Below are 21,536 nucleotides of genomic sequence, written 5' to 3' on the forward strand. Positions count from 1 at the left end.
AGGTCGGGGGGTATTGTTAACGATCTTTACCCCGACGCAGTCATGTATTTTTCTCACCTTAAGACGCTGATTTCATGGGCTGAATTTAAGTAAACTCCGTGTGTGAGTATAGATGTCGAACGACAGTGGGGGAGACGCATCTGTCCCACAGTTCATCAAATCATGACTGACAACGTCCGTACGTTTACCGACGAGCGCACCCGCCGGCGAGACGAGTCGACCACGGAGTCGACTGGGTCCGAAGAGACGGTTCGCTGTCCGGAATGTGAGGGTCACCTTACGACCGACACCGAACACGGTGAGACGGTATGTGCAGACTGTGGGCTCGTCGTCGAGGAGGACGAGATAGATCACGGCCCCGAATGGCGTGCCTTCGACAGTAACGAGAAGGACAACAAATCGCGTGTCGGCGCGCCGACGACGAACATGATGCACGACAAGGGCCTGAGTACGAATATCGGCTGGCAGGACCGCGACGCCTACGGCAAGTCGCTGTCCTCACGCCAGCGACAAAAGATGCAGCGGCTTCGGACGTGGAACGAGCGGTTCCGAACCCGCGACAGCAAAGAGCGGAACCTCAAACAGGCACTCGGCGAGGTCGACCGGATGGCCAGTGCGCTGGGGCTGCCGGACAACGTGAGGGAAACCGCCTCGGTCATCTATCGTCGGGCACTGAGCGAGGATCTCCTGCCGGGTCGTTCAATTGAGGGTGTCTCGACGGCATCGCTGTACGCGGCGGCCCGGCAGGCAGGCACCCCGCGAAGTCTCGACGAGGTGACGAGTGTCTCGCGGGTCGAAAAGGACGAAATCGCCCGCACCTACCGTTATGTCGCTCGCGAGCTCTCCTTGGAGATCAAGCCAGCCGACCCCGAGCAGTACGTCCCGCGGTTTGCCTCCGAACTCGGCCTCTCCGACGAAGCCGAGCGCCGCGCCCGTGAACTCCTGTCGACGGCCAAAGCACAGGGCGTCCACAGCGGCAAATCGCCGGTCGGCCTCGCGGCCGCAGGCGTCTACGCCGCTTCGTTGCTCACCAACCAGAAGGTGACCCAAAGCGAAGTCAGCGACGTGGCCAACATCTCCGAGGTGACGATCCGCAACCGCTACCACGAACTACTCGAAGCCGACCAAGGCACCCAGTCGGTCGCCTGATCCCTTTTTTATTTCCGACTAACTCACTACCCAGAGACACCTGTGGAATCGGTCTCGTCACTGCCGTCATCGACCGGGCGATTTTCCTGTGAGTCCGTCGTGTCGCTGTCCTTCCGTGGCCGTTCATCGACACCAGTCGACCCAGAATACTCTTGGACGAAGATCTCGATAATGAGTTTGGTCACGCCGAGGATGATGGGTCCGACAAAAAGGCCGACAAAGCCAAACAGCGCGATCCCGCCGAAGATACCGAGGATCGTCAACACGGGGCTGAGTTGTGCGCCGCGTCGCATCACCATCGGCCGGAGGATGTTGTCGACCGTACTGATGACGACTGCGCCGAAAACGGCCAATGCGACCGCGGCGACTGGTTGACCGACGATGAGGAAATAGATCGTGGCCGGAAGCCAGATGATCGAGGCCCCGACGAGCGGCAACAAGGCCGCGACGAACGTCACGACCGTCCAGAAGACGACGTTCTGAATCCCGAGGATCATGAACGCGACCCCGAGCAGGACCGCCTGCACTCCGGCGACAGCCACCGTCCCGACAAGCGAGTTGTAGAGCAACAGACTGGTCTCGTCGAACAGTTCCTCGCGGATCTCGGGATCGAGCGGCAGCACAGTACGGAGCCACGCCAGCGCCCGGTCGCTATCCTTGAGCAGATAGTAGACGACGAAGAACATGACCGTGATCCCGATGAAGAGTTCGGGAAGCCCACCGACGATGCTGAAGACGTTGCCAACCACGCTTTGTGCCCCCGACGTAATCGCTCCCGTAAGCGTCTCCTGAAGCGCTGTTACGTCGACCGTTATCCCGAACCGGGCGGCGAGTATGTCGTCTACCTCCGTGATGATCGAGGGATCGAACGCCGAGACCAGCTGGCGTGTCTGGTTGGCGGCGACACCGAGCACCACGAGCACCGGGAGGACGATAGCGAACAGCCCAATGGTGATCGAAATCCCTGCCGCGAGGCTGGGTGGGAGTCGCCGCGACAGTCGACGATCCAGCGGCGCAAGCACGTAGGCGAGAACCATCGCAACGAGAATCCAGTTGAGAAACGGGAGGACGATCAGTGCCGAGACCACTCCTGCGAGCAGGCCGACGACAAGCAGGAACCGCCGCGAACGCGTCGCGTCAGTGGTCATTATTGGATAAAGCGAATGCACCCACTGCGTCGGCGGCAATACGTCCCGGCGGTCGACACAAGACAATCATGTGACGACATTGCGTGTGGAGCGACAAGTGGGTAGTTGGCGACTGTGTCGACAGTTATCCGAAGGAACAAAAACGGGACCACAGGCTGAGATCTACGCCTGCGTGCCAACCGGTTCGGGGGCAGTCCGGCGATCCTTCAGCCACGAGCCGAGGGCACCACCGAGCGCGCCGGGGATGGCGTGGAACGCGAGTATGAGGGCGCCGAAGCCAAGCACGCCGAGCGACAGGACGACCCCGCCGAACAGCAGGGTCGTGACCGCGGCGATGACCAGTAGGACGAGCGACCCGAGGACGGTCGCGAGACCGCCGTGGATCGCGCCCGAACCGATCCTGCCACCGACAACGTATCCGGCGGTGAGACCACCGAGGATTCCGATTACACCCCAGGAGCCGAGGATACCAACGGTTTCCGACCCTGCGTAAATGAGGCCACTAATGAGCCCGAGGGCGAGCGTTACTACGAAGCCAGTGAAGACAGCCGACCAGTTAATCTTCATGATCAATAGTGTACTACGGTGTCAGCGGTATTAACTGTCGTCTCACGGTCGACGGAGAGTCCCGAGAACGGAACTCAGCCCAGCAGATTACTGAGCGAGAGGCCAATAAAAAAGACGATCACGACCTCGTTGACGACCCACGAGTTCGTTTCCATCCAGTTGCGGGCTTTGGGGAGCGCCGCCTCCGCACGCTCGCCGAAGGCCAGCAGGACGAGCGCCGGTGTGCCGAGCACCAGCAGCGTGGCGAAGACGAAGGGAAGGGCGTCGACCCACCGTGCCCCGGTGGCGGCGAGGTAGGAGCCGACGGCGACCGAGGTGAGGAGGTTGGTCGGAAAAAAGCCGAGGAGGAGAAAGCCGAGCCGGAACGAAAACTGCGGAGTGGCAGTGCCGAGTTTGCCCATCCACGTGGGCGGCTCTGCGGTCGCTCTCGTTCGGTAGGTGTAGATCATCGCAACCAGCAGCACGACGAGGATGATCGCGCTGAAGGTCGTATTCGAGGTACCCTGTCCGACCGCACCGATGCCGAGGACGTAGGTAACGCTGATAATAAGCGTGATCGACAGGGCCGCCCCGGCGACGAATGCCGCGGAGTTGCGCCGCCACTCGTCGCTTGTCGACAGGAAGATCGCACTCAGGATCTGTGGCCCGGCGACCATCACGACCACCAGCGGCAGGACTTCGAGCAGGCTTGGAGCGATAGACAGACACTGCACGTAGCACGTGGTAAACCTTTGTCAGGGCCGTGATCCGGTTTGGACAGAACACCTCGGTAGACACTCACAGCCACCCGCGAAAAACCACTTCGTGACACCCGTGGAAGATGGCGGTGGAGAATTACGATATGAAGAAACTCATCGTCCTCGCATTCGACAACGAAACCGGCGCGCTCGAAGTCCGTGACAAGCTCTTCGAGCTACAGAAACAGGAACTGATCACGATGGAAGACGCTGCGGTGGTGGTCCGCAACGAGCAGGGCAAAACCGACGTCAAACAGGCCCAGAGCTTGGTCGGGTCGGGTGCCCTCGGTGGAGCGTTCTGGGGAATGCTGATCGGCCTGATCTTCCTCGCTCCCGTACTGGGGATGGCCGTCGGCGCCGTCTCGGGAGCCCTCGGCGGGAAGTTCGCCGACATCGGGATCGACGACTCGTTTATTAAGGAGGTCGGCGAGGAGATCGACCCCGGCGAGTCCGCGCTGTTCATGCTCGTGAGCGACGTCCAGACTGATCGTGTCATCGAGGACCTCGAACCGTACAACCCCCGACTTCTGGAGACGAACCTCTCGTCCGAAGACGAGGACAAACTCCGCGAGGAGTTCGCTGCCGACCACCTGCGCGCCTAACAGTGCCGACAAACAGGTTTGAATACCGACCGGTCGTTTGCCCCTCATATGGAGACGACCCGCCATTTTACCTCGACCGTCTATATCGTCAACGATGGAGCGACGGCGCTCCACCACCACGACAAACTCGGGATTCGGATTCCGCCCGGCGGCCACGTCGACCGCGACGAACTCCCACACGAGGCAGGCAGCCGCGAAGTCCGCGAGGAGACCGGCCTCGAACCGCGCTTACTTCGGGAGACCGCAGCCATCGACGCCCCGGCTGGCGAAGTCCTCCCGCAGCCTGCTCACATGATGCTGTACGATATCGATGTCTACCCCGATGGATCGGTGGGCCACCAACACATCGACCACGTCTATTTTGCGGCGGTCGACAGCCGTGCCATCGACCCTGGCGACGGCGAGGCCGACGCTGCGGTCTGGGAGTGGTACACTGCCGAGGAACTGCGGGCCAGTGAGATCGACGCCGATACGGTCGCAATCGGCTGTGAGGCAATCGAAGCAGTCGACGAGTGGACTGCGTAGGTGGCGTCTCCGGCAGTAAGGGCTCAAAAGTGGATGCACACTGTCGCCACGAAAAGACCGGAGCCGCATGTAGAGTATCCGAGATACCGATACAGTTCGGCTCTCTGGTCGGCGGGGGGAGACGCCATCGCAGTAGCCGAGAGGGGGCACACAGCCTCAAGGGGGAAGTTGGGCCGTGTTCGGTATCTCTACTCAATCATAAGCGGTTGAGAGTGAAAAGTTCCACCCCTATCTATAGAGGGTTGATACGGTTTCGTGTACTGTATGTGTATCGAACCAGTCCGTCTCCGATACCGTAGCCAATGACATGCCGTCGCTCGATGCCGCCCAGTGTTAATCAGCGCTTCTGAACTGCAGTCCACCGCCGCTTCGGGCTGTTAGTGTCGACCCGTCGCGGCGAGAATCGATTGTCGTCTCACAGTTCGGGCATTCGTAGTCGACCGAGGTCGCGTTGAGATGGAGGACCCAGTCGCCGTTGATTCGGCTAGCGTAGTTGCAGTTCGGACAGTAGAGCATCGCCTTCTGAGAACGCTGCTGAGAACGCAGAGTAGAGGGACTCATTCTCGCTTTTTAAGAGCCAGATACGGATAAGGGTGCGGTTCGCCCGGATCGGTCGAGACGTGGCTATGCTGTTTCGGAATCGGACGCCAACAGGGACCGAATATACTGCCCGACGTGGTCGTCCATCCGCCGTTTATAGCCGGCCTGCCGGGCGAGTCGGTCGAGTTCACGACTTACGTAGCTCCCGTACTGGACGGCCTTCTTATCGGTCGACGCCACCGACTCGGGCAGTACACCCTCCCGCAGAGCGAACTCCCGAAGCGCGACCTTTCGGCGGTCGCCGGTCGCCAACAGTTCGCCGGGCAGTCGGAGCGCGGCGTCGACAACCCGATCCTGCAGGAAGGGAGTCACCGGCTCAATGCCGACCGCCTGAAGCCCACAGACGTCGCGTTCGAGCTGTTCGGGCAGTGTGGTGATCGTCTCTCGGACCGCGCCGCGAACCGTCTCTGCCTCGACACGGTGGTCTTCGGCTGGGTCGACGACTTTCGAATACCCTCCGAACAGCTCGTCGGCCCCCTGTCCCAGCGCGAGGCGGTCATATCCGTCTTCGCTGGCCCGCTCAGCGACTAACAACAGCGGCAGCGCAATCGAGACGTCCATCGGGTTCGTTCGACCGATAGCCTCCGTTACCCGCGGGACCGCCTCCCGCAGCGTCTCGTGGTCCAGTTCGATCACTTGGAGATCAGCAGTACGATCCATCGCGGCGGCGGCCTCGCGGGCGGCGGCGATATCGTGGCTTCCTTCGAACCCAATCACGTACAGTGGAGCCTCGAGGAGTCCGGCAGCGACGAGCGCGGAGTCGACGCCCCCTGAAAAGGCGACCGCGACATCGGTCGGCTGGCTCGCTTCGCGGTCGTCGAGTCCGAGCGCCGCCGCCAGTGCCTCGTTCACCACTTGTTGGGCGGTTTCGGGATCGTCGACCGGTGGCTCCGGGAGGTCGAGCCGCTGGCTGTCGCCGTCGACAGTTCGGACGGCTCCGGGTGGAACGACCGCCGGATCGCCGAGCGTGGTCGGCTCGAACGCCCACGCCTCGTCAGCGGCCGGGTCGACAGCCTCGGCCTCGGTGTAGACGGGCTGTCGACCCAGCACGTCGCGGACGACCTGTCCGTCGACGCAGCCGCCGAACCCACCCATATCGCTCGGCCCGCGGCCGTGTGCGCCCGGGAGTGGGTCGACGTTGTCGAGTACGTCTTGGATGATATCGGCTGTCGCCCCGCGGAGTGTGTCAGTCATAATTAAAAGAGATCGCTGAATGCGCGCTGGATTCGTCGTTTCGCACCGCCGCCGAACTGCCGGAGACTGATATGCCACGGCGTTCGGTGGCCGATGACGCTGGTGCGGCCGTGGCGGATCGCTTCGAGGATCGCGTCGGCCGACCGGTCGCTGGCCCCGACCTCGGTGACCGCTTGGCCGACCATCTCGGAGATGTGGGCGTCGCTGCCGGCGGTCATCGGCAGTCCGCGCTCGATGGCGAACCGCTCGGCTTGGCGGTTCGACCGCCCGGTGAACAGCCGCGAGTTGTACACTTCGAGGCCGTCGGCGCTCGCCAACTGGTCGTCAGTTATGTGGGGCGCAACGCCGTGCCGCGACTTCTGGAAGGGGTGCGGGATGACCGCAATCCCGCCCTGTTCGTGGATGCGTTCGAGCGTCTCGTCGTAGGAGAGGCCGGGCGGGATCAGTTCCTTGATACCGAAGGCGAGAATGTGGCCCGCGGCGCTGGAGATCTCCATGCCGACGATGCCGATCAGGCCGTGGTCTGCGGCCTGTTCGGCGGCCGCGATGGAGGCGTCGATCTCGTCGTGGTCGGTGACTGCGAGCGCATCGAGTCCCACGGCTGCGGCCTGTTCCAGCAGTAGCTCGACTGGATCGCGGCCGTCGTGAGACAGCGCCGAGTGGGAATGAAGCTCGACCGTTAGCACTGTCGACTTCTATGAGAGGTTCCTAATAAAGGCTCTCAGTCGTGGTCAGGGTCGGGCGACGTGCGGAAACTCGGCGCGACAATGAGGATCGTCACGAGTGCGGCGAAGACGACTGCACCGCCGTAGATGACCGGGAGTGGATCACCAACTTCGAGTCCGTGTTGAATCTCGGATGCGATTGCGACTGCGCCGACCAGCGCAAGGACGATACCTGCGCCGCCCCATTTGATATACTCGTTCATACCCGGAGGTATGTTGGGTGTATTTCAAAGAGCTATCGGATCACACTGGTTCGACATCAGTTTCCAACCAGTTGATCCAGCCAGTTGATCCAGCCAGCCGCTCTGTCACCGTAACCGATGCACGTTCGTGGACATGGAAAGAGATTAAGCCGGTGATTTTGAACAGGAGAGTGAATGAGTCTCCCGGATTCCGACCACCAGCTGGTTGTCGACGAACTCGGTCGTGAGCCGACGGCTGCCGAGGCGGTACTGTTCGAAAACCTCTGGAGCGAGCACTGTGCGTACCGATCATCCCGACCGCTGCTGTCGGCGTTCGACAGCGAGGGCGAGGGGGTCGTCATCGGTCCGGGCGACGACGCCGCAGTCGTCGCCGTCCCCGAACCCGACGCGGCCGACACGCCCGCCGACGACCGCGAGGCGAGCGACTACTCGGATACCTACATCACCCTCGGCATCGAGAGCCACAACCACCCGAGCTACGTCGATCCCTACGACGGCGCGGCCACCGGCGTCGGCGGCATTGTCCGCGATACGATGTCGATGGGCGCGTATCCAATCGCGCTGGCCGACAGCCTCTATTTCGGCACCTTCGACCGCGAACACTCTCAGTATCTCTTTGAAGGCGTCGTCGAAGGAATCTCGAACTACGGCAACTCGATTGGTGTTCCCACCGTTACGGGAAGCGTCGACTTCCACGAAGGCTATGTCGGCAATCCCCTCGTCAACGTCGCCTGCGTGGGCCTGACCAACGAGGAGCGACTGGTGACCGCCGAAGCCCAGACGGCGGGCAACAAACTCGTGTTGGTCGGCAACGGCACTGGCCGCGACGGGCTCGGTGGGGCTTCCTTTGCCAGCGAAGACCTCGCCGAGGACGCCGAAACCGAGGACCGACCCGCCGTCCAAGTGGGCGATCCATACACTGAAAAGCTCCTCATCGAGGCCAACGAGATGCTGGTCGACGAGAACCTCCTGCTTTCGGCACGGGACCTCGGCGCAGCCGGTCTCGGGGGGGCCTCGTCCGAACTCGTCGCCAAGGGCGGATTCGGCGCGGAGATCGACCTTAACAAGGTCCACCAGCGCGAGCCGAACATGAACGCGCTGGAAATTCTGCTCGCCGAGTCCCAAGAGCGCATGTGTTACGAGGTCGCTCCGGAGGACACCGACCGCGTCGCCGAAATCGCCGAGCGGTTCGATCTCGGCTGTTCGGTGATCGGCGAGGTTCGGGAGGGCAACTACGTCTGTACGTTCGACGGCGAAACGGTCGTCGACGTCGACCCCGAGTTCCTCGCCGAGGGCGCACCGATGAACGATCTGGAGGCCATCGAGCCCGAACAGCCCGGTCGGGAGCTCCCCGACGTCGACCTCGAAGACGCGATCAACGCGGTCGTCTCGGCACCAAACACGGCCTCGAAACGCTGGGTCTACCGCCAGTACGACCACGAGGTCGGCGTCCGAACCGCCCTCAAACCGGGCGACGACACCGCGATCATGGCGATCCGCGAGACCAGCGGCGACGCCAACGACACGACCGGCGCGGGCACCGGCCTCGCCTTCTCGTCGGGCTCGAACCCCAACTGGACGACCAACGCACCGTACGAGGGAGCCCAAGCAGTCGCCCTCGAAAACGCGACCAACATCGCCGCCAAGGGCGCACTGCCACTGACGGCAGTCAACTGTCTCAACGGCGGCAACCCCGAGAAGCCTGATGTGTACGGTGGATTCAAAGCGATTGTCGACGGACTCGCCGAGATGTGTTCGGATCTGTCGACACCAGTTGTCGGTGGTAACGTTTCCTTATATAATGACTCCACAACCGGGCCGATTCCACCGACGCCGACGCTGGCGATGGTCGGCTCGAAGGCGGGCTACGACGCGCCACCAGCCGCGCTCTCCGGCGAGGGCGAACTGCTCGTCGTCGGGTCGGCGGGCGGCGCGCTCGGTGGCTCCGAGTATCTCGCGCAGGTCGGTGGCTCGGATGGCTTCCCGGCGCTTCCGGCAAACGCCAGCGAGATCATCGAGACGATTGCGACGGTCGCAAATCAAGAGTCGACGCTCGCCAGCCACGACGTGAGCCACGGCGGCCTCGCGGTCGCGCTGGCGGAACTGATTACTGCGGATGCGGGTGCCGAGGTCTCGGTCGACGGCGTTGTCGACCTTTTCGACGAGACGCCCGGTCGGGTCGTCATTGAGACGACTGACCCAGCAGCGGTCCGTGAGGCGTTCGACGGTGTCGCGCCGGTCGACTCACTCGGCTCGGCGACCGACGATGGAACGCTCTCGCTGACAGTCGACGGCGAGACGGTCGACTACGATTCGGAGACGGTGACCGAACTGCGTGCGGTGATTACTGAGACGCTCGACTAACGGCTCGATTACGGTCGGATGGATCTTACTGTTCGGGACGCTCGAACTGGCGTTTCAGTAGATAGCCAGCACCGGCAAGCCCTGCGGCACCGGCTCCGATGCCGAATCCGGGGGTTTCGCTGTTGGTGCTTTCGCCGTTCTCACTCCCGTTTTCGCCCTGTTGATCACTCCCGTCAGAACTGTTCGACTGCTCGGTGGCTGCCGAATCGTTTTCCGGCGGCTGATAGACGTAGAGCCCGTCGTTCGGATAGCTCCGGTTGCCGCCGCGCCAGCCGTCCTCACAACAGAGCACGCGACCGTCGCCCATTGCATACACGTTGTCGACGTTTCGGAGCGCGTCGTCGACGTCCGCCATTGCTTCCTCCTCGGTGAAGTCGGGGCCGATGATGACCGGTTCAAGCCGTGAGACGTTGTAGTCGGACCCGAGTTCCGCACGGTAGACGACGCCGCCATCAACTCGGTCGAGGGCGATGTCGCCGCCGTCGTTGGTGGGCTGGTTGTCCAGCGCGTCGTTGAACTCCGAGACGCCGATGTAGATGTAGTCGCCCGGCTGGGCGTTGTCGACGCTGTCGACGCCTTCGGCCTTGTTGAACTCGATTGAGGCACCGATCTCCTTGGCCGCCGCGCGTGTCTCTAAGAACGGAATCCGTCGAAGCTCCTCGTCGACGCCATCGGGACCGTGTTCTTCGTACTGGTCGGCCCACGCAAGGATGTCCGCGTCGGAAATGTAGTCCTGATTGCCCGCCTCGATCACTTCGAGATCGGCCTCTTTGAGGACGCCTTCGGTGACCTCATCGCCCTCGTCCCAGTCAGCATGGCTCTCTAGATAGTCGACCTGCGTAATCTCGTCGTAGTCGGCGATCCACGAGTCGACCTCCCCGTTGCTTGCATGACCAAGCTCTAGCCACTCGATTTCCAGCGGTACGTCTGCGGGAGAGTCGCCGGATGCAGCCTCGTCATTGGTGATCTTGGGCGCATACAGGGTCCCTTCGATGGCCATCGGGTCGTCGTACTCCGGAATCGGCTCGTCGGCGACGAACTTGTAGATTCCCTTACTATCGCCGTCGGAACAGCCGTAGACAGTTCGTTCGTCGGGCAGAAGGTCCGGCGCTTCCCAAGCGGCCCGGCCCATGACGTAATGTTTGACCGGTGTGATCTCGTCGGGCTCGGCCGCTGGGTCCCGGATCTCGACGTGGTAGCCGTAGCGATAGGGGTTCGGATACACGTCTGCGATGGGTTCGAGTGGATTCTCATCGCCATCGGCCTCGACCGGGTCGGCACCCAGATAGTAGGCGAGATGTTCGACCCCGGTCATGTTCCAGTAGCCCTGAATGGACCAGCCGTCGACCTCGTCGTACTGCTCGTTGACTGCCGTATTGATTTCTACGGGGTTGGGTCTGTTCCAGAAGTGGGCTGCCCCGTAGATTCCCTCGCCGCTTTCGGCCGCCGAGGCGTCGCTGACGGTGGCAGCGAGACTCACTCGCGGATGGGCGTAGTTCTCCTCCGAGGAGATCGGCGTGTTCCACGGCGAGAGGTCGCCGTAGCAGTTGATGCGAGTGCCGCCGATATCGCGGAACTGTTCGGTGTTGACCGTGTTGATCGCGTTGTCGGGGTCGGCTTCCCACTCCCCATCGTCGGTCCGGCTGATCGGCGTTCGCATCACGTTGCCAGGGCTGTTTTCGTCGTTCGTAAACAGGTATCCCTCGGTTCCGTCGTCGGTGGTTGCGACGAACTGGTTGCAGTCGGGGTTGTAGCCGGCATCGCCGTAGGTAGTCCCCGCGAAATTGTCGGTCGTCACGGGTTCTCCGTCGGGTGTTTGGGTAACTCCCCACTGCTCGGTGCCATCGTTGATGTCATCGCCTTCCTGAATCAGATACGTGAACTCGGTGTCGGCCGCCCGTGCGTAGTCCTGTTCGCTTCCCTCCGGCGGTGAGGGCTCCTCGAAATCGTCGTTGGTGCCGTCGAACTCGAACCCGAACTCACTGTAGTAGCCGACGCCGGCTTTGTTCCACGGGGCCGAATTGTCACGGCTCGGGTGTTGGATACTGTGCAACAACGTTCCGTCATCAAATACAAACGGACCCGTCATCTCTGCCCCAAACGCCGTCGTCGAGAACCGTTTGAGATCCCCGACGACACTGGGTGCACCATCGGTATCCGTATCGTCGACTGCTGTCGACCGGCTATCGCGGTCTTTCTGTGCGGAGGCGACACCGGGGATACCGGCACCGACGGCGGCCGCGACTGAGGCTCTCATCAGGGTTCGTCTGTGGAAATCCATGTATACATTTCGACACGATATTAGATAAAAAGCGCTTATAATAGATAAGTATCCGTCCACGGAGAGTTTCGACCCCGCAATACCGTCATGTAGTGGTATGTTCGTAGGGAGTTGCCTACTCAATTGTATATATGGGTACATATCCGGAATAGCCCCATATAGTACCAATATTGACACTCAAATAACTCACCGGCGACGTCGACTGTATGACAGAGTCCGAAACGGTCCCCGGCAGCCCAGTTCACAGAGAATACGTCATGGATGTCAGAATCGTCGAATCGGCCGACGACGAGTCGACAACTTACCGGTTCGAGGCACCGACCCACGAGGGGTGTACGTTCGACGATCCGGAGACCGCAGAGCTGTACGCCGATATCTACTTCGACGTTAACGGGTTCGATGAGGTCGGAACGGGCCAGCGGGGTGTCCCACCGGTGATTATTCAGGCCGGACGCGATACGCTTGCAGCGTACTTTCTCACCCAGTCGACGGTCGACGAGCAGTGGGTCGGCTCGTTCATGGGCGTCCAGCCGGGGAAGGTGATCCGGTATGCCTCCCGTGTCCAAGACCGCGCCGAGAACATCCGAACCCGGATCAAAGAACAAGATCTGTCGTAGTGTCGTAGCCCAGACCGTCGCCGTAACTCTCCGACATCGGCCATACCGATTCCGTTTGTGTTTCCAGCAGCGACGCCCCGCCGCGTCGGTGCTGGCGACCACGTTTGAGCGGCCAATATTAAACACCCCTCGGCCCAAGGTGGGTACATGGCAAAGTATTCGACGGGCGACGGTGGCGGTGGTGGCGACGGCGATGCCTGTGAACTCTGCGGCAAAGCCTCTAGCAGACTGAGCACGGCCAACGTCGCCGGGGCCAAACTGCTCGTCTGTGCCGACTGCTCGCCCCACGACGACAGTCGACGTGACTCCGGCCACAGCGGCCAGTCGAGTCAGGGCGGCAGCAGTGGCAGTGGCAGCGGGAGCAGTAGCAGTGACAGCCCAGCCGACCGAAAGAAACGCGCCGCCCAGAAGCAGGCCGAGATCTACGACGCCAACACGGGCGATTCCTCCCACTGGGAAAAGGAGGGGACGAACTACGAGCGCGACCGACTCCCGTACCTCGTTTCGGACTACGACGAGCGCGTCGAAAACGCCCGCCAAGAGGCCGGACTCACTGTCGAGGAACTGGCCGACAAGCTGGACATCGACGATGAAGAGTATCTCGCAGTCGAGCAGGGTCGGGCCGCCCGTGCAGGCGTCGGCGGCTCGGTAATCCGTGAGCTCGAAGACGAACTCGATGTGACGCTGGTCGACGAGTAGTCACCGACTCGGCAGGTACAAAGGCAGCCATGCCCGAGGTGTCGACGAATGATCGGAAAGCTGGATCCCGAGACCCTCCGAACCGTTCTCGACCGGACTGGCGCGTCGAATCCGGCACTGCTGACCGGCGCAGCCTACGGCGAGGATGCGGCGGCAATCGACCTCGGCGATGGCGAAACGCTGGTCGTGAGCTCCGATCCGATCTCGCTGGCCGCCGAAGCCGCCGGCACGCTGGGCGTCCACGTCGCCTGCAACGACATCGCGGCCGCCGGCGCTGACCCCGAGTTCCTGACGAACGTGATTTTTCTCCCGGATGACGATCCGGATACAATCGCCACGCTGACGAGCCAGTTGGATACCGCCGCCACCGAGATCGGTGTCACAATCGTCGGCGGCCACACGGAGTACGTCCCGACGCTTTCTCGCCCACTGCTGAGTCTGACTGCCTTCGGTCGCACCGACCGCCATATCCCGACCGGTGGCGCAGAGCCGGGTGACAAGATTCTGCTCACCAAGGGGGCGGCCATCGAGGCCACCGGTATCATTGCGACGGATTTCGTCGACAAACTCCGCGACGAGGGCGTCGACGAAGCGGTTATCGACCGGGCGGCGACGTATTTCGACGAAATCAGCGTCCTCGAAGACTCCCGCGCGCTTCGAGATGTGGCCACCGCGATGCATGATCCAACCGAGGGCGGTGTCATCACCGGCCTTGTCGAACTCGCTACGGCCGCGAATGTCGACATGGTCGTCGACCGTGAGGCGGTGCCGATCCGCCCGGAAACCGAGGCCGTCTGTACGGCGATGGGAGTCGACCCGCTCCGTATCTTCGGCTCGGGAGCCCTGCTTGCGACAGTGCCCGCCGACGGGGTCGACGCGGCCGAAACGAGACTTGGTGAAGCTGGCATCGCAAGCGCCGTGATCGGGACTGTCGAATCGTCAGCAGCCACTGATGTCTCAGCTGCGCTCGTCTTGGATGGCGAGCGAATCACCGAAGCCAGCGACGATCAGCTATACCCCTTCTGGGAGTAGTCCACTGCGAACGGACTGCTATTGTTGCTGATTGGTCCGAAACACTGTCTTTCCGGAGCTTTAGGCCCTGAGCGGTCGACTGTCGGTTCGTGGTGGATCTTCAGTACAGTGATCGAGACGCGGGTTATCTGCACGGTGTCTGGTTCGTCGCACTTGGATTACTGTTGGTGTCGACGACCAGACCTGCCTACAGCCCGTTTGTCGGATCAGTCAGCGATACGGTGATCTTTGCTGGACTGTGTGGGCTGGTCCTCGTCGGAGCCGCCACAGTTCGCTTCCGTCACGCTGCGCTTGGGGTTCCGATGAGCGTCTGTGGTGGTCTCGTCGTCTGGTCAGTGGTTCAAACGCTGGCCAGCGAGTCGACCGTCCTCACCGGTGGCACGCTCGTTCTCGCCGGGGGAGTCCTCGCCCTCGGCGGGCTGTTCGTCCACGAAGGCCTGCTGATCGCACGCGGTCGACGCCACACCGACACCCAGTCCCCGCCACGGACGCGGTGGCAGTGGTGGCTCGGCGCGCTGGTGCTCCTCGCTGCTGGCAGTTTCTGAGTTTATAAGCGATGTGCGGTCGACACGCATTACTGGGCGTCTTTTATCAATAATGGCGGGTATTCTGTCGTAGGATGGTCGTCGCACTCACGCCCGCATTCGTCGGGGTTCTGTTCGTGATCGTCATTGTTTCCGGGATGGTCAACGGACTGGCCGGGTTCGGGTTTGCGGTCGTGGGGACGATGGCGCTGGCGACGGTCGTCGACCCTGCCACAGCAGTCGTGGTGATGATCATCCCCATGTTGGCGGCCAACGTGACGCTCGTCAGTGAGCTGTCGACCGATGAACTCCGGAGCTGTGGCAAGCGGTTCGGCCCGCTCGTAGTTTCAGCGCTTCTCGGCACGATCATCGGCATGATCGTGCTGGACGCGCTGCCGGGTGGGCCACTGCGCGTCGGCCTCGGCCTGATCACACTTGGCTTTGTGGCCAGCCAACAGCAGGCGGTGGCGATCCCGTCGCTCGGGATCGAGGGTGGGTCGACGCTCGGGAGCGCTCCAGCGATGATCACAATCGGCGGCGTGTCGGGACTGCTGTTCGGTGCGACCAACGTCGGGGTCCAACTGGTTGCCTATCTCCGGAGTCAGGATCTCTCCCACGGGCTGTTTGTCGGCGTGGTGGCGATGGTGTTCGTCGGCATCAACGCCCTCCGCGTCGGGGCGGCGGGCCTCTTGGGACTCTATCCGTCGCTGACCGTCCTCGGACTCTCAGTCGCGGCGACGGTGCCCGCAATCGGGGGTGTCGCAGTGGGGAGTCGACTTCGGAATCGAGTAAGCAGTCGGCTTCGTCGTCGACTGGTGTTTGGCCTACTGACGATCATCGGGATTCGACTCCTACTCGGTGGACTCGGCATCGCCTGACATGGGATGGAGTTTTGATCGGCGTGTTACTCGGTGAGTGTGTCGTATTCGGTCACTGTGAGCGTTGAGCTGTCTCCCCACGTGATTTTCAGCGAATCGGCACCGACGTCGACAGCGTCGACCGAGAGGTCGACTTTCTCGGCGTTCGCATCGGTGCGGTTGCCGGTCATTTTCACTGCTTTTAGGTGGGCCAACTCGTCGGGATCGGCGCAGTAGTCGTTTGGCGCGCCGACGACCGAGAGCTCCGCGTTCCGGAGCAGCTTCCGGAGTCGTTTCGCCGCGGCGACCGACCCCGAATCTAGTTTCACGACCAGTTCGTCATCGTCGTCCTCCACGAGGGCACTGTAGTCGGCCGCCGCGAGATCAGTCACGTCATCCCTCGAATCGAGATCTTCGAACAGATAGAGCCCGCTCGCATCGTCGGTGGTGCGAACGCTGTCAGGGACGATCACGACGAGATCCGTTTTGGTGCCTCCCGTCAGATTCCCCGCCATCGTGATCCAGTTCGGACGGTGTTCGATTGGGACCGTCTTCGAGCGATCCGGCAGCGGATGGATCTCCTTGGGGAACTTCGTGCGGTCGTCTTCGACCCGGAAGATGCCCCACGAGCCGCCTTCGAGTTTCCGCCGCTCGCGTGTCTCCTGATAAATGAAGTCGCCGGTACTCTCGGCGAGTCCGCCCGCACCGCCGACGGGTTCGACCCGGTCGGTCTTGGTGACGCTGATCTGATCGTCGACACCGACGAGTTTGGAGTCGGCCTCGCCTCGAAGTCGGTCCCACTGGTGCTCAGCGAGATGGAACGCGAGTCCATCGGCTTTGTCAGCACAGAGATGGATCCGGAACGTCACGGGATCGCCGAGCAGCGCACGGAGCACCGGGGTGTTCGGATCGCCGTGGATATTCGAGGCGTACACGTTCGCCGGATTGTCGTCGGCCCGCTCGAACCGGCGACTGAAGGGCTCCGAGCGGTAGTTGATCGCCGGATAGCCGTGGTCTTCGGGATCGCCCAACTGATTGCAGGGGTCGTCGGAATCTTCGATATCCGGTCCCGGTGGCACCACACAGTTGTCGGGATCGTCCTCGTTGATGATGAACTGTCCGTCCGCAAACGCCAGCGAGAAATCCCGGAAATCGTCGCCATCGGGCATCTTCTTCATCACCGAGTGCGCCCGACCGTTCGGTGCTGGCTCGCAGGTGATCGGATCGAGGAACTCGACGCCCTCCTCTTCGATGACCAGTCGACCGTAGGCTCCGTGGTGGCGGTTGCTTCTGATGTCCGCGAAGTCCTGAAGCACCGACGAAACCGAAACCTCGTTGACGTACCAGCGGTAGGTGATCTCTTCGCCGGGCCCGATCGTCTGATCCCAGTTGAAGCCGACGGTCGTTCCGTCGGAGCCGAGAACGTTGTACCGGACCTGTTTGGGATGTAGCGAGATCCGCTTCGAGCGATCCCAGTCCTCGTCGGGACCCTGCATCTCGGGATGTGGATGGTCGTTGTCGAGATCGTCGAAGTCGATATCGTTGGTCAGCGTGAGGTCGATGCAGTCGTTCTGTGTCGCGCGCAACAGCAGCGGTTCGAGCGGTGCGTCGCCGTCGCAGATCGCCTCGACGTCCTCGTCCATCGCATACGCGATGCCGTAGGGGTCGACGTCGCCGTACTCGTTGTACTCGATCTCGGTATCGAACGCCGTCACATTGAACTGTAGACGATCCGCATCTTTCGGACACGGTCTGCCCGGCGACGGGGCGAGCTCCGGTGGATCGCCGGTAATGGCGTCGTTCTGCCGGGCCTCTTTGTCGGCGGGGAACTCCTGTCGCTCCTCTTTTTTGTCCGCGTAGAGAAGCCGTGCGAGTTGGCCCGTCTCCGACCAATTGAACTCGCTCCACGGAGCCGGATGCCCCATCTCTTTGAGCTGCTTGCGACTGATCGTCTCGTTCGGGGCCTTCCGGTCCGGCAACGGTTCGAGGTGGTCGACTTCCCCGCCGAACTCTCGAAACAGTCCCCACATCCCGTTCCAGAGATCGTCGACGACCCGTGATCCATACAGATAGTCCTTGATCGGGAGGCCAGCGGGGTTCTCGTCGAGTTCCTCGATGAACGTCCCCTCACCGATTGAGTCGGGTTCCTCCAGAAGATCGAGTGCGAAGGCTTCCGAGGTGCCGATGACCTGCGTGACGGCGTCTTCGGGGTCCTGTCCCTCCGGATCGAACCGTCGACCGTTGATCGTGAAGTTGTGTTGTTCCTCGTAGCCCCCATGCCACAGCCGGAAGCGAACCGGATCGTCCTCGTAGGCCTCGAAAGTGGGCGTCGACGGATCGCCGTGGACGAACGAGGAGTGAACGTAAGCCGGATCACAGTCGTCGCGGATGTAGTAGGGCGTGTTCCGGTAGTTGATCGCCATTACCCCCGCGTTCTCGTTGTGTTCGGCCTCGTTTCGGTTGACCAGCTCGCCGTCGCGGTCGACCAGCTGTGCGAAATCGTGGTAAGCCACACAGAACTCCCGGTAGTCGGTGCCGTCGGGCACCTCGATGATCGCTTGGGTACCGCTGTCGATCTCGTCACCGCTGAACGGATCGAGCCAGCGTGATTTGGGCGGCTCAACCACGAGCGAGGCGAACGAGCCGTGCATCACGTCTTCGATGCCGGTGATGTGATCGTGGAAAAAGATCGTCCCCTCCTCGTCGGCAAACCATCGATAAAAGGCCTTTTCGCCTGATTTGGCGTCCTGACGGTAGTTGAATCCAGACGCCAGTGAGTCCGAGCCCAGAAGATCATAGGAGACGAAATGGATGTGGTTGGATTTCCCACCGGCCTCGATGGGAACACTGTCGGGGTTGCCGTCCTCGCCGCCCTCCGGGAAGCGGTCGGCGGGGATCGCCGCGATGTTTTCCTCGGTGACCTCGTTTTTAAATGTAATGTCGACGCAGTCGCCGACGTTGGCGCGGATGACCAGCGGTTCGGGATTCAACTTCCCCTTTTTGACTAGTTCGGCGTTCTCTTCGAGCACGTAGACGATTCCGTTCGGATCGTGGTGTCCGGCGTCGTTGTAGACGACATCGGCGGGAAGGGCGACGATGGTGTACTCACGTTTCTCGCCCTCGATCTCGGCTTCGACGTCGGGATCACAGGGATCTGTGTACGGCGCACCGGGGATGATATCGTCGCCGAGGGCGGCCTGCTCGTCGTCGGTCGGATCACGGAACTCCTCCTTTCCGGCCGCACCGTACGGTGGGAACGGCGGTGTGTTACCGAACTTGCCGGGAATGAACTCGGGGTAGCCGGGCACGTCCGAATCGAGCGGAATCGGCGGCTTGTTGTTCGGCAGCGTCTGGAATCCCTTTCGCTCCTTGTCAAGTACGCGCATGATTCCCCACATTCCCTCGCCGTAGTGGGGGAAGAGGTGGCAGTGGAACAGTACATCACCCGTCGACCGGTGTGCGCCACCCGCACCAACCGCAAAGGAGTCCTCGAACTCCAGATTCGGACGCACGGTCGTGAAATCGTTGATACCTTCTGTCGACGTCCCTGAGGCAACGCTGAGCGGGCTCTCGTAGACCGCCCCGAGGCCGACCGTCTGGGAGTCGACGGTACCTGAAGAAATGTCCGGCGGCGTCTCTTTCCAGCGATGGCCGTGGAGGTGGTGGACGTGGTTTTCTTCGACCGACGCCCCCATCGGCAGCACGTTCACCGGATCGCCGACGTACACCGGATACACGTTGTCACCGCCGCCGGGGTCGCCGTTGAGCCACGAGTTGTAGAAGTTCTCTCTGATCTCCGGGTCGCTCCCGTCGGGTATCCGGTTCCCGGTCGGGTCCGCACGGTAGTTGATCGCGTGAGTCGTCTGGTCCTCGTCGCTGTCGGGGAACGTCAACTCATCGCCGTCAGCGGTTCGCATTCCTTCAGGGGTGTGATAATAAATGACGAACTGTCGGTAGCTGAGTCCGGGTACATTACCCGCTTGCATGGCCTCCTCGCTGAGATCATCCGGCAGGTGGATGTCCGCCTGAACCCGACCCTGTTCTTCGTCACCGGTGAAGGGGTCGGTCCACTCGGTGCCCTGTGGGTGGACGATGACCGAGCCGAACAGTCCCCGCGACAGCAGGTTGGCCTCCTGTGGCGGATCGTCGGCGCTGTCGTAGGCCTGGTTCGCCCCATCGAGGAAGAAGTGACCACCCAGGTTCGAGGCGTACCACCGGTACGTGATCGATTCGCCGGGCTCGACGGTCGTATCCGGGTTGAACCCGACATGCATCCCGTCGCTGTCGTCGACCTCGTACGGCAGCGAGGTCATATGCATCGAGGCCGCTCGGTCGAGGTCGTTGTGGAACTCGATCTCGATGATATCGCCCTTCTCGGCACGAAGTGTGAGCGGCTGGATCAGTCGCGTATCGCCGTCGGCGCGTTTGTCCTCGGGGATCTCTTCGCAAAAGAACTCGTCGTCTTCGTCGTCGTCCTCGAAGACGACCGTGTTCCCGCAGGGTCGCTTTCCGGAGAGCTTTTTGATCTCCTTTCTATCCTCTTCGAGCGCGTACATGACGCCGACCGGCTGGTGGAGGCCGTACCGGTTGTAGACGATGTCGACGTCGATTGCATGGGCATCGAAATGCCGAACCTGTCCAGCTTCATCGGGTTCCTCGGGGACCTCCTCACGTTCGGTAGCGTCCTCTGTGGCCGCAGCTCCGGTCGAGAGTGCTGTCCCCGCTGCGACCGTCCCACTTATCGATAGGAAATCCCGCCGAGACGTTTCAGCCGAGTTGAACAGGGAGTGATCTTCAATCGCGCCATCGGGTGATGATGCATCAGTATCGTCGCCGTTTTCCTGCGACATACATACGATAACAGCCAATATACCCTATTGTAATTGTCATATTACTAAGTATAAATGGCTATAACTAACGTATAACTGCAGTTATTGCCGTGTTTTGCCCGTCTACTACGTTCGGTTTGTTATCTCGCGGCCGAACCACTGGCGAAAACTCCACTACATGATTTAAACGTAGAAAGCTGCTACGCGCGGTTTTATCGTGGTATGCTTAACATATCTTGTCACAGACACTGAGGTATGTGTGTTCAGATTCGATTACTCACAGCGATTTACTGAGGGAAACAACTACCGGAGGGTGTCGACAGCGATTTCACGACGCCGCCCCATCAGATCTGTATGGATTACACTGAGTACGAGGCAGTGGTCTACGATCTCGACGGGACACTAGTCCATCTCGCCGTCGACTGGGCGACTGTCGCCAACGATGTGATCGCGGTCTACGAGGAGGCAGGCGTCGACGCCCGCGCCGCTGATCTCTGGGAGCTGCTGGGACGGGCCGCCGACCACGGAATCAGCGAGGAAGTCAAAGCCACGATCAGCCGCCACGAACACGGTGGTGCGCGGGACTCTCACCGCCTTCCTCTGGCCGACGACGTCGCCGAGCAGTCGGTGCCGGTCGGCGTCTGCTCGCTCAACTGCGAACGGGCCTGCCGGATCGCGCTCGATACACACGAGCTGTCGGCGGGTGTCTCGGCAGTCATCGGTCGGGATTCGGTCGACACCCACAAACCCGACCCCAAGCCGCTGCTGGCGACGCTCTCGGAGTTGGGTGTCGAGTCGGGTGAGGCCGTCTTTATCGGAGACTCCGACCGTGACAGGATAACTGCCGACCGAGCGGGCGTCGACTTTCTGTTTGTCGACTGAA

The 21,536-nt window shown here is 61.7% G+C and carries 19 protein-coding genes; 10 read left to right on the plus strand and 9 right to left on the minus strand.

From position 1 onward, the window contains the following. Positions 1 to 162 precede the first annotated feature (162 nt). The gene (locus HALTADL_RS13275) at positions 163 to 1,149 is read left to right on the plus strand and encodes a transcription initiation factor IIB (protein WP_089672599.1); all 987 of its coding nucleotides are present in this window, start codon (positions 163 to 165) and stop codon (positions 1,147 to 1,149) included. Between the two features lie 26 nt (positions 1,150 to 1,175). On the opposite strand, the gene HALTADL_RS13280 is transcribed toward HALTADL_RS13275, so the two are convergent. From HALTADL_RS13280 to HALTADL_RS13290, 3 genes are all read right to left on the minus strand, one after another. Next, the gene (locus tag HALTADL_RS13280) at positions 1,176 to 2,297 is read right to left on the minus strand and encodes an AI-2E family transporter (protein ID WP_089672600.1); all 1,122 of its coding nucleotides are present in this window, start codon (positions 2,295 to 2,297) and stop codon (positions 1,176 to 1,178) included. 162 nt (positions 2,298 to 2,459) lie between these two features. Then, a complete protein-coding gene (locus tag HALTADL_RS13285; protein ID WP_089672601.1) occupies positions 2,460 to 2,864 on the minus strand; it encodes a DUF5518 domain-containing protein in 405 nt (134 codons plus the stop codon). Between the two features lie 74 nt (positions 2,865 to 2,938). Further along, positions 2,939 to 3,577 (minus strand): GAP family protein, encoded by a 639-nt coding sequence (locus tag HALTADL_RS13290; protein ID WP_218143667.1) that lies wholly within the window; start codon positions 3,575 to 3,577, stop codon positions 2,939 to 2,941. Positions 3,578 to 3,705: 128 nt separating this feature from the next. Here HALTADL_RS13290 and HALTADL_RS13295 point away from each other — a divergent pair, with 128 nt between their 5' ends. Both HALTADL_RS13295 and HALTADL_RS13300 read left to right on the plus strand, forming a co-directional pair. After that, positions 3,706 to 4,203 (plus strand): DUF1269 domain-containing protein, encoded by a 498-nt coding sequence (locus tag HALTADL_RS13295; protein ID WP_089672669.1) that lies wholly within the window; start codon positions 3,706 to 3,708, stop codon positions 4,201 to 4,203. 48 nt (positions 4,204 to 4,251) lie between these two features. Further along, on the plus strand, positions 4,252 to 4,728 hold the full coding sequence (locus HALTADL_RS13300; protein WP_089672602.1) for an NUDIX hydrolase: 477 nt from the start codon (positions 4,252 to 4,254) through the stop codon (positions 4,726 to 4,728). A gap of 333 nt (positions 4,729 to 5,061) precedes the next feature. On the opposite strand, the gene HALTADL_RS13305 is transcribed toward HALTADL_RS13300, so the two are convergent. The 4 genes from HALTADL_RS13305 to HALTADL_RS13320 all read right to left on the minus strand — a co-directional run bounded on the left by HALTADL_RS13305 (position 5,062) and on the right by HALTADL_RS13320 (position 7,450). Beyond that, entirely contained in the window at positions 5,062 to 5,289 is a 228-nt protein-coding gene (locus tag HALTADL_RS13305; protein WP_143054139.1) for a hypothetical protein, read from the minus strand. Between the two features lie 63 nt (positions 5,290 to 5,352). Further along, positions 5,353 to 6,522, minus strand: a complete 1,170-nt coding sequence (locus tag HALTADL_RS13310; RefSeq protein ID WP_089672604.1) for an asparagine synthase C-terminal domain-containing protein — start codon at positions 6,520 to 6,522, stop codon at positions 5,353 to 5,355. A 2-nt stretch (positions 6,523 to 6,524) separates the two neighbouring features. Then, a complete protein-coding gene (locus HALTADL_RS13315; RefSeq protein WP_089672605.1) occupies positions 6,525 to 7,208 on the minus strand; it encodes a PHP domain-containing protein in 684 nt (227 codons plus the stop codon). Between the two features lie 35 nt (positions 7,209 to 7,243). Next, entirely contained in the window at positions 7,244 to 7,450 is a 207-nt protein-coding gene (locus tag HALTADL_RS13320) for a hypothetical protein (protein WP_089672606.1), read from the minus strand. 174 nt (positions 7,451 to 7,624) lie between these two features. Here HALTADL_RS13320 and purL point away from each other — a divergent pair, with 174 nt between their 5' ends. After that, entirely contained in the window at positions 7,625 to 9,814 is a 2,190-nt protein-coding gene (gene purL, locus HALTADL_RS13325; RefSeq protein ID WP_089672607.1) for a phosphoribosylformylglycinamidine synthase subunit PurL, read from the plus strand. A gap of 25 nt (positions 9,815 to 9,839) precedes the next feature. Here the strand turns inward: purL and HALTADL_RS13330 are convergent, their stop codons facing one another. Then, complete coding sequence (locus tag HALTADL_RS13330) at positions 9,840 to 12,071, minus strand: alkaline phosphatase PhoX (RefSeq protein ID WP_089672608.1); 2,232 nt, start codon at positions 12,069 to 12,071, stop codon at positions 9,840 to 9,842. Between the two features lie 230 nt (positions 12,072 to 12,301). On the opposite strand from HALTADL_RS13330, the gene HALTADL_RS13335 reads away from it, so the two are divergent. The 5 genes from HALTADL_RS13335 (at position 12,302) to HALTADL_RS13355 (ending at position 15,845) form a co-directional block, all read left to right on the plus strand. Then, entirely contained in the window at positions 12,302 to 12,712 is a 411-nt protein-coding gene (locus tag HALTADL_RS13335) for a hypothetical protein (protein WP_089672609.1), read from the plus strand. 147 nt (positions 12,713 to 12,859) lie between these two features. Next, positions 12,860 to 13,411, plus strand: coding sequence for a helix-turn-helix domain-containing protein (locus HALTADL_RS13340; RefSeq protein WP_089672610.1), 552 nt, complete (start codon positions 12,860 to 12,862; stop codon positions 13,409 to 13,411). A 48-nt stretch (positions 13,412 to 13,459) separates the two neighbouring features. Then, positions 13,460 to 14,443 carry an AIR synthase family protein gene (locus HALTADL_RS13345; RefSeq protein WP_089672611.1) on the plus strand — a complete coding sequence of 328 codons (984 nt, stop codon included), beginning with the start codon at positions 13,460 to 13,462 and terminating at the stop codon, positions 14,441 to 14,443. 89 nt (positions 14,444 to 14,532) lie between these two features. Beyond that, entirely contained in the window at positions 14,533 to 14,988 is a 456-nt protein-coding gene (locus HALTADL_RS13350; RefSeq protein ID WP_143054140.1) for a hypothetical protein, read from the plus strand. A gap of 74 nt (positions 14,989 to 15,062) precedes the next feature. Next, positions 15,063 to 15,845 carry a sulfite exporter TauE/SafE family protein gene (locus tag HALTADL_RS13355; protein WP_089672613.1) on the plus strand — a complete coding sequence of 261 codons (783 nt, stop codon included), beginning with the start codon at positions 15,063 to 15,065 and terminating at the stop codon, positions 15,843 to 15,845. Between the two features lie 26 nt (positions 15,846 to 15,871). Here the strand turns inward: HALTADL_RS13355 and HALTADL_RS13360 are convergent, their stop codons facing one another. Beyond that, positions 15,872 to 20,674: a multicopper oxidase domain-containing protein gene (locus HALTADL_RS13360; RefSeq protein ID WP_089672614.1), complete on the minus strand. Its 4,803-nt coding sequence runs from the start codon at positions 20,672 to 20,674 to the stop codon at positions 15,872 to 15,874. A 333-nt stretch (positions 20,675 to 21,007) separates the two neighbouring features. Between HALTADL_RS13360 and HALTADL_RS13365 the strand changes: the two genes are divergently transcribed. Further along, positions 21,008 to 21,535: an HAD family hydrolase gene (locus tag HALTADL_RS13365; RefSeq protein WP_089672615.1), complete on the plus strand. Its 528-nt coding sequence runs from the start codon at positions 21,008 to 21,010 to the stop codon at positions 21,533 to 21,535. Position 21,536 lies beyond the last annotated feature (1 nt).

Origin of the sequence: Halohasta litchfieldiae, from assembly GCF_002788215.1 — an archaeon.
In the GTDB taxonomy this organism is placed as follows: domain Archaea; phylum Halobacteriota; class Halobacteria; order Halobacteriales; family Haloferacaceae; genus Halohasta; species Halohasta litchfieldiae.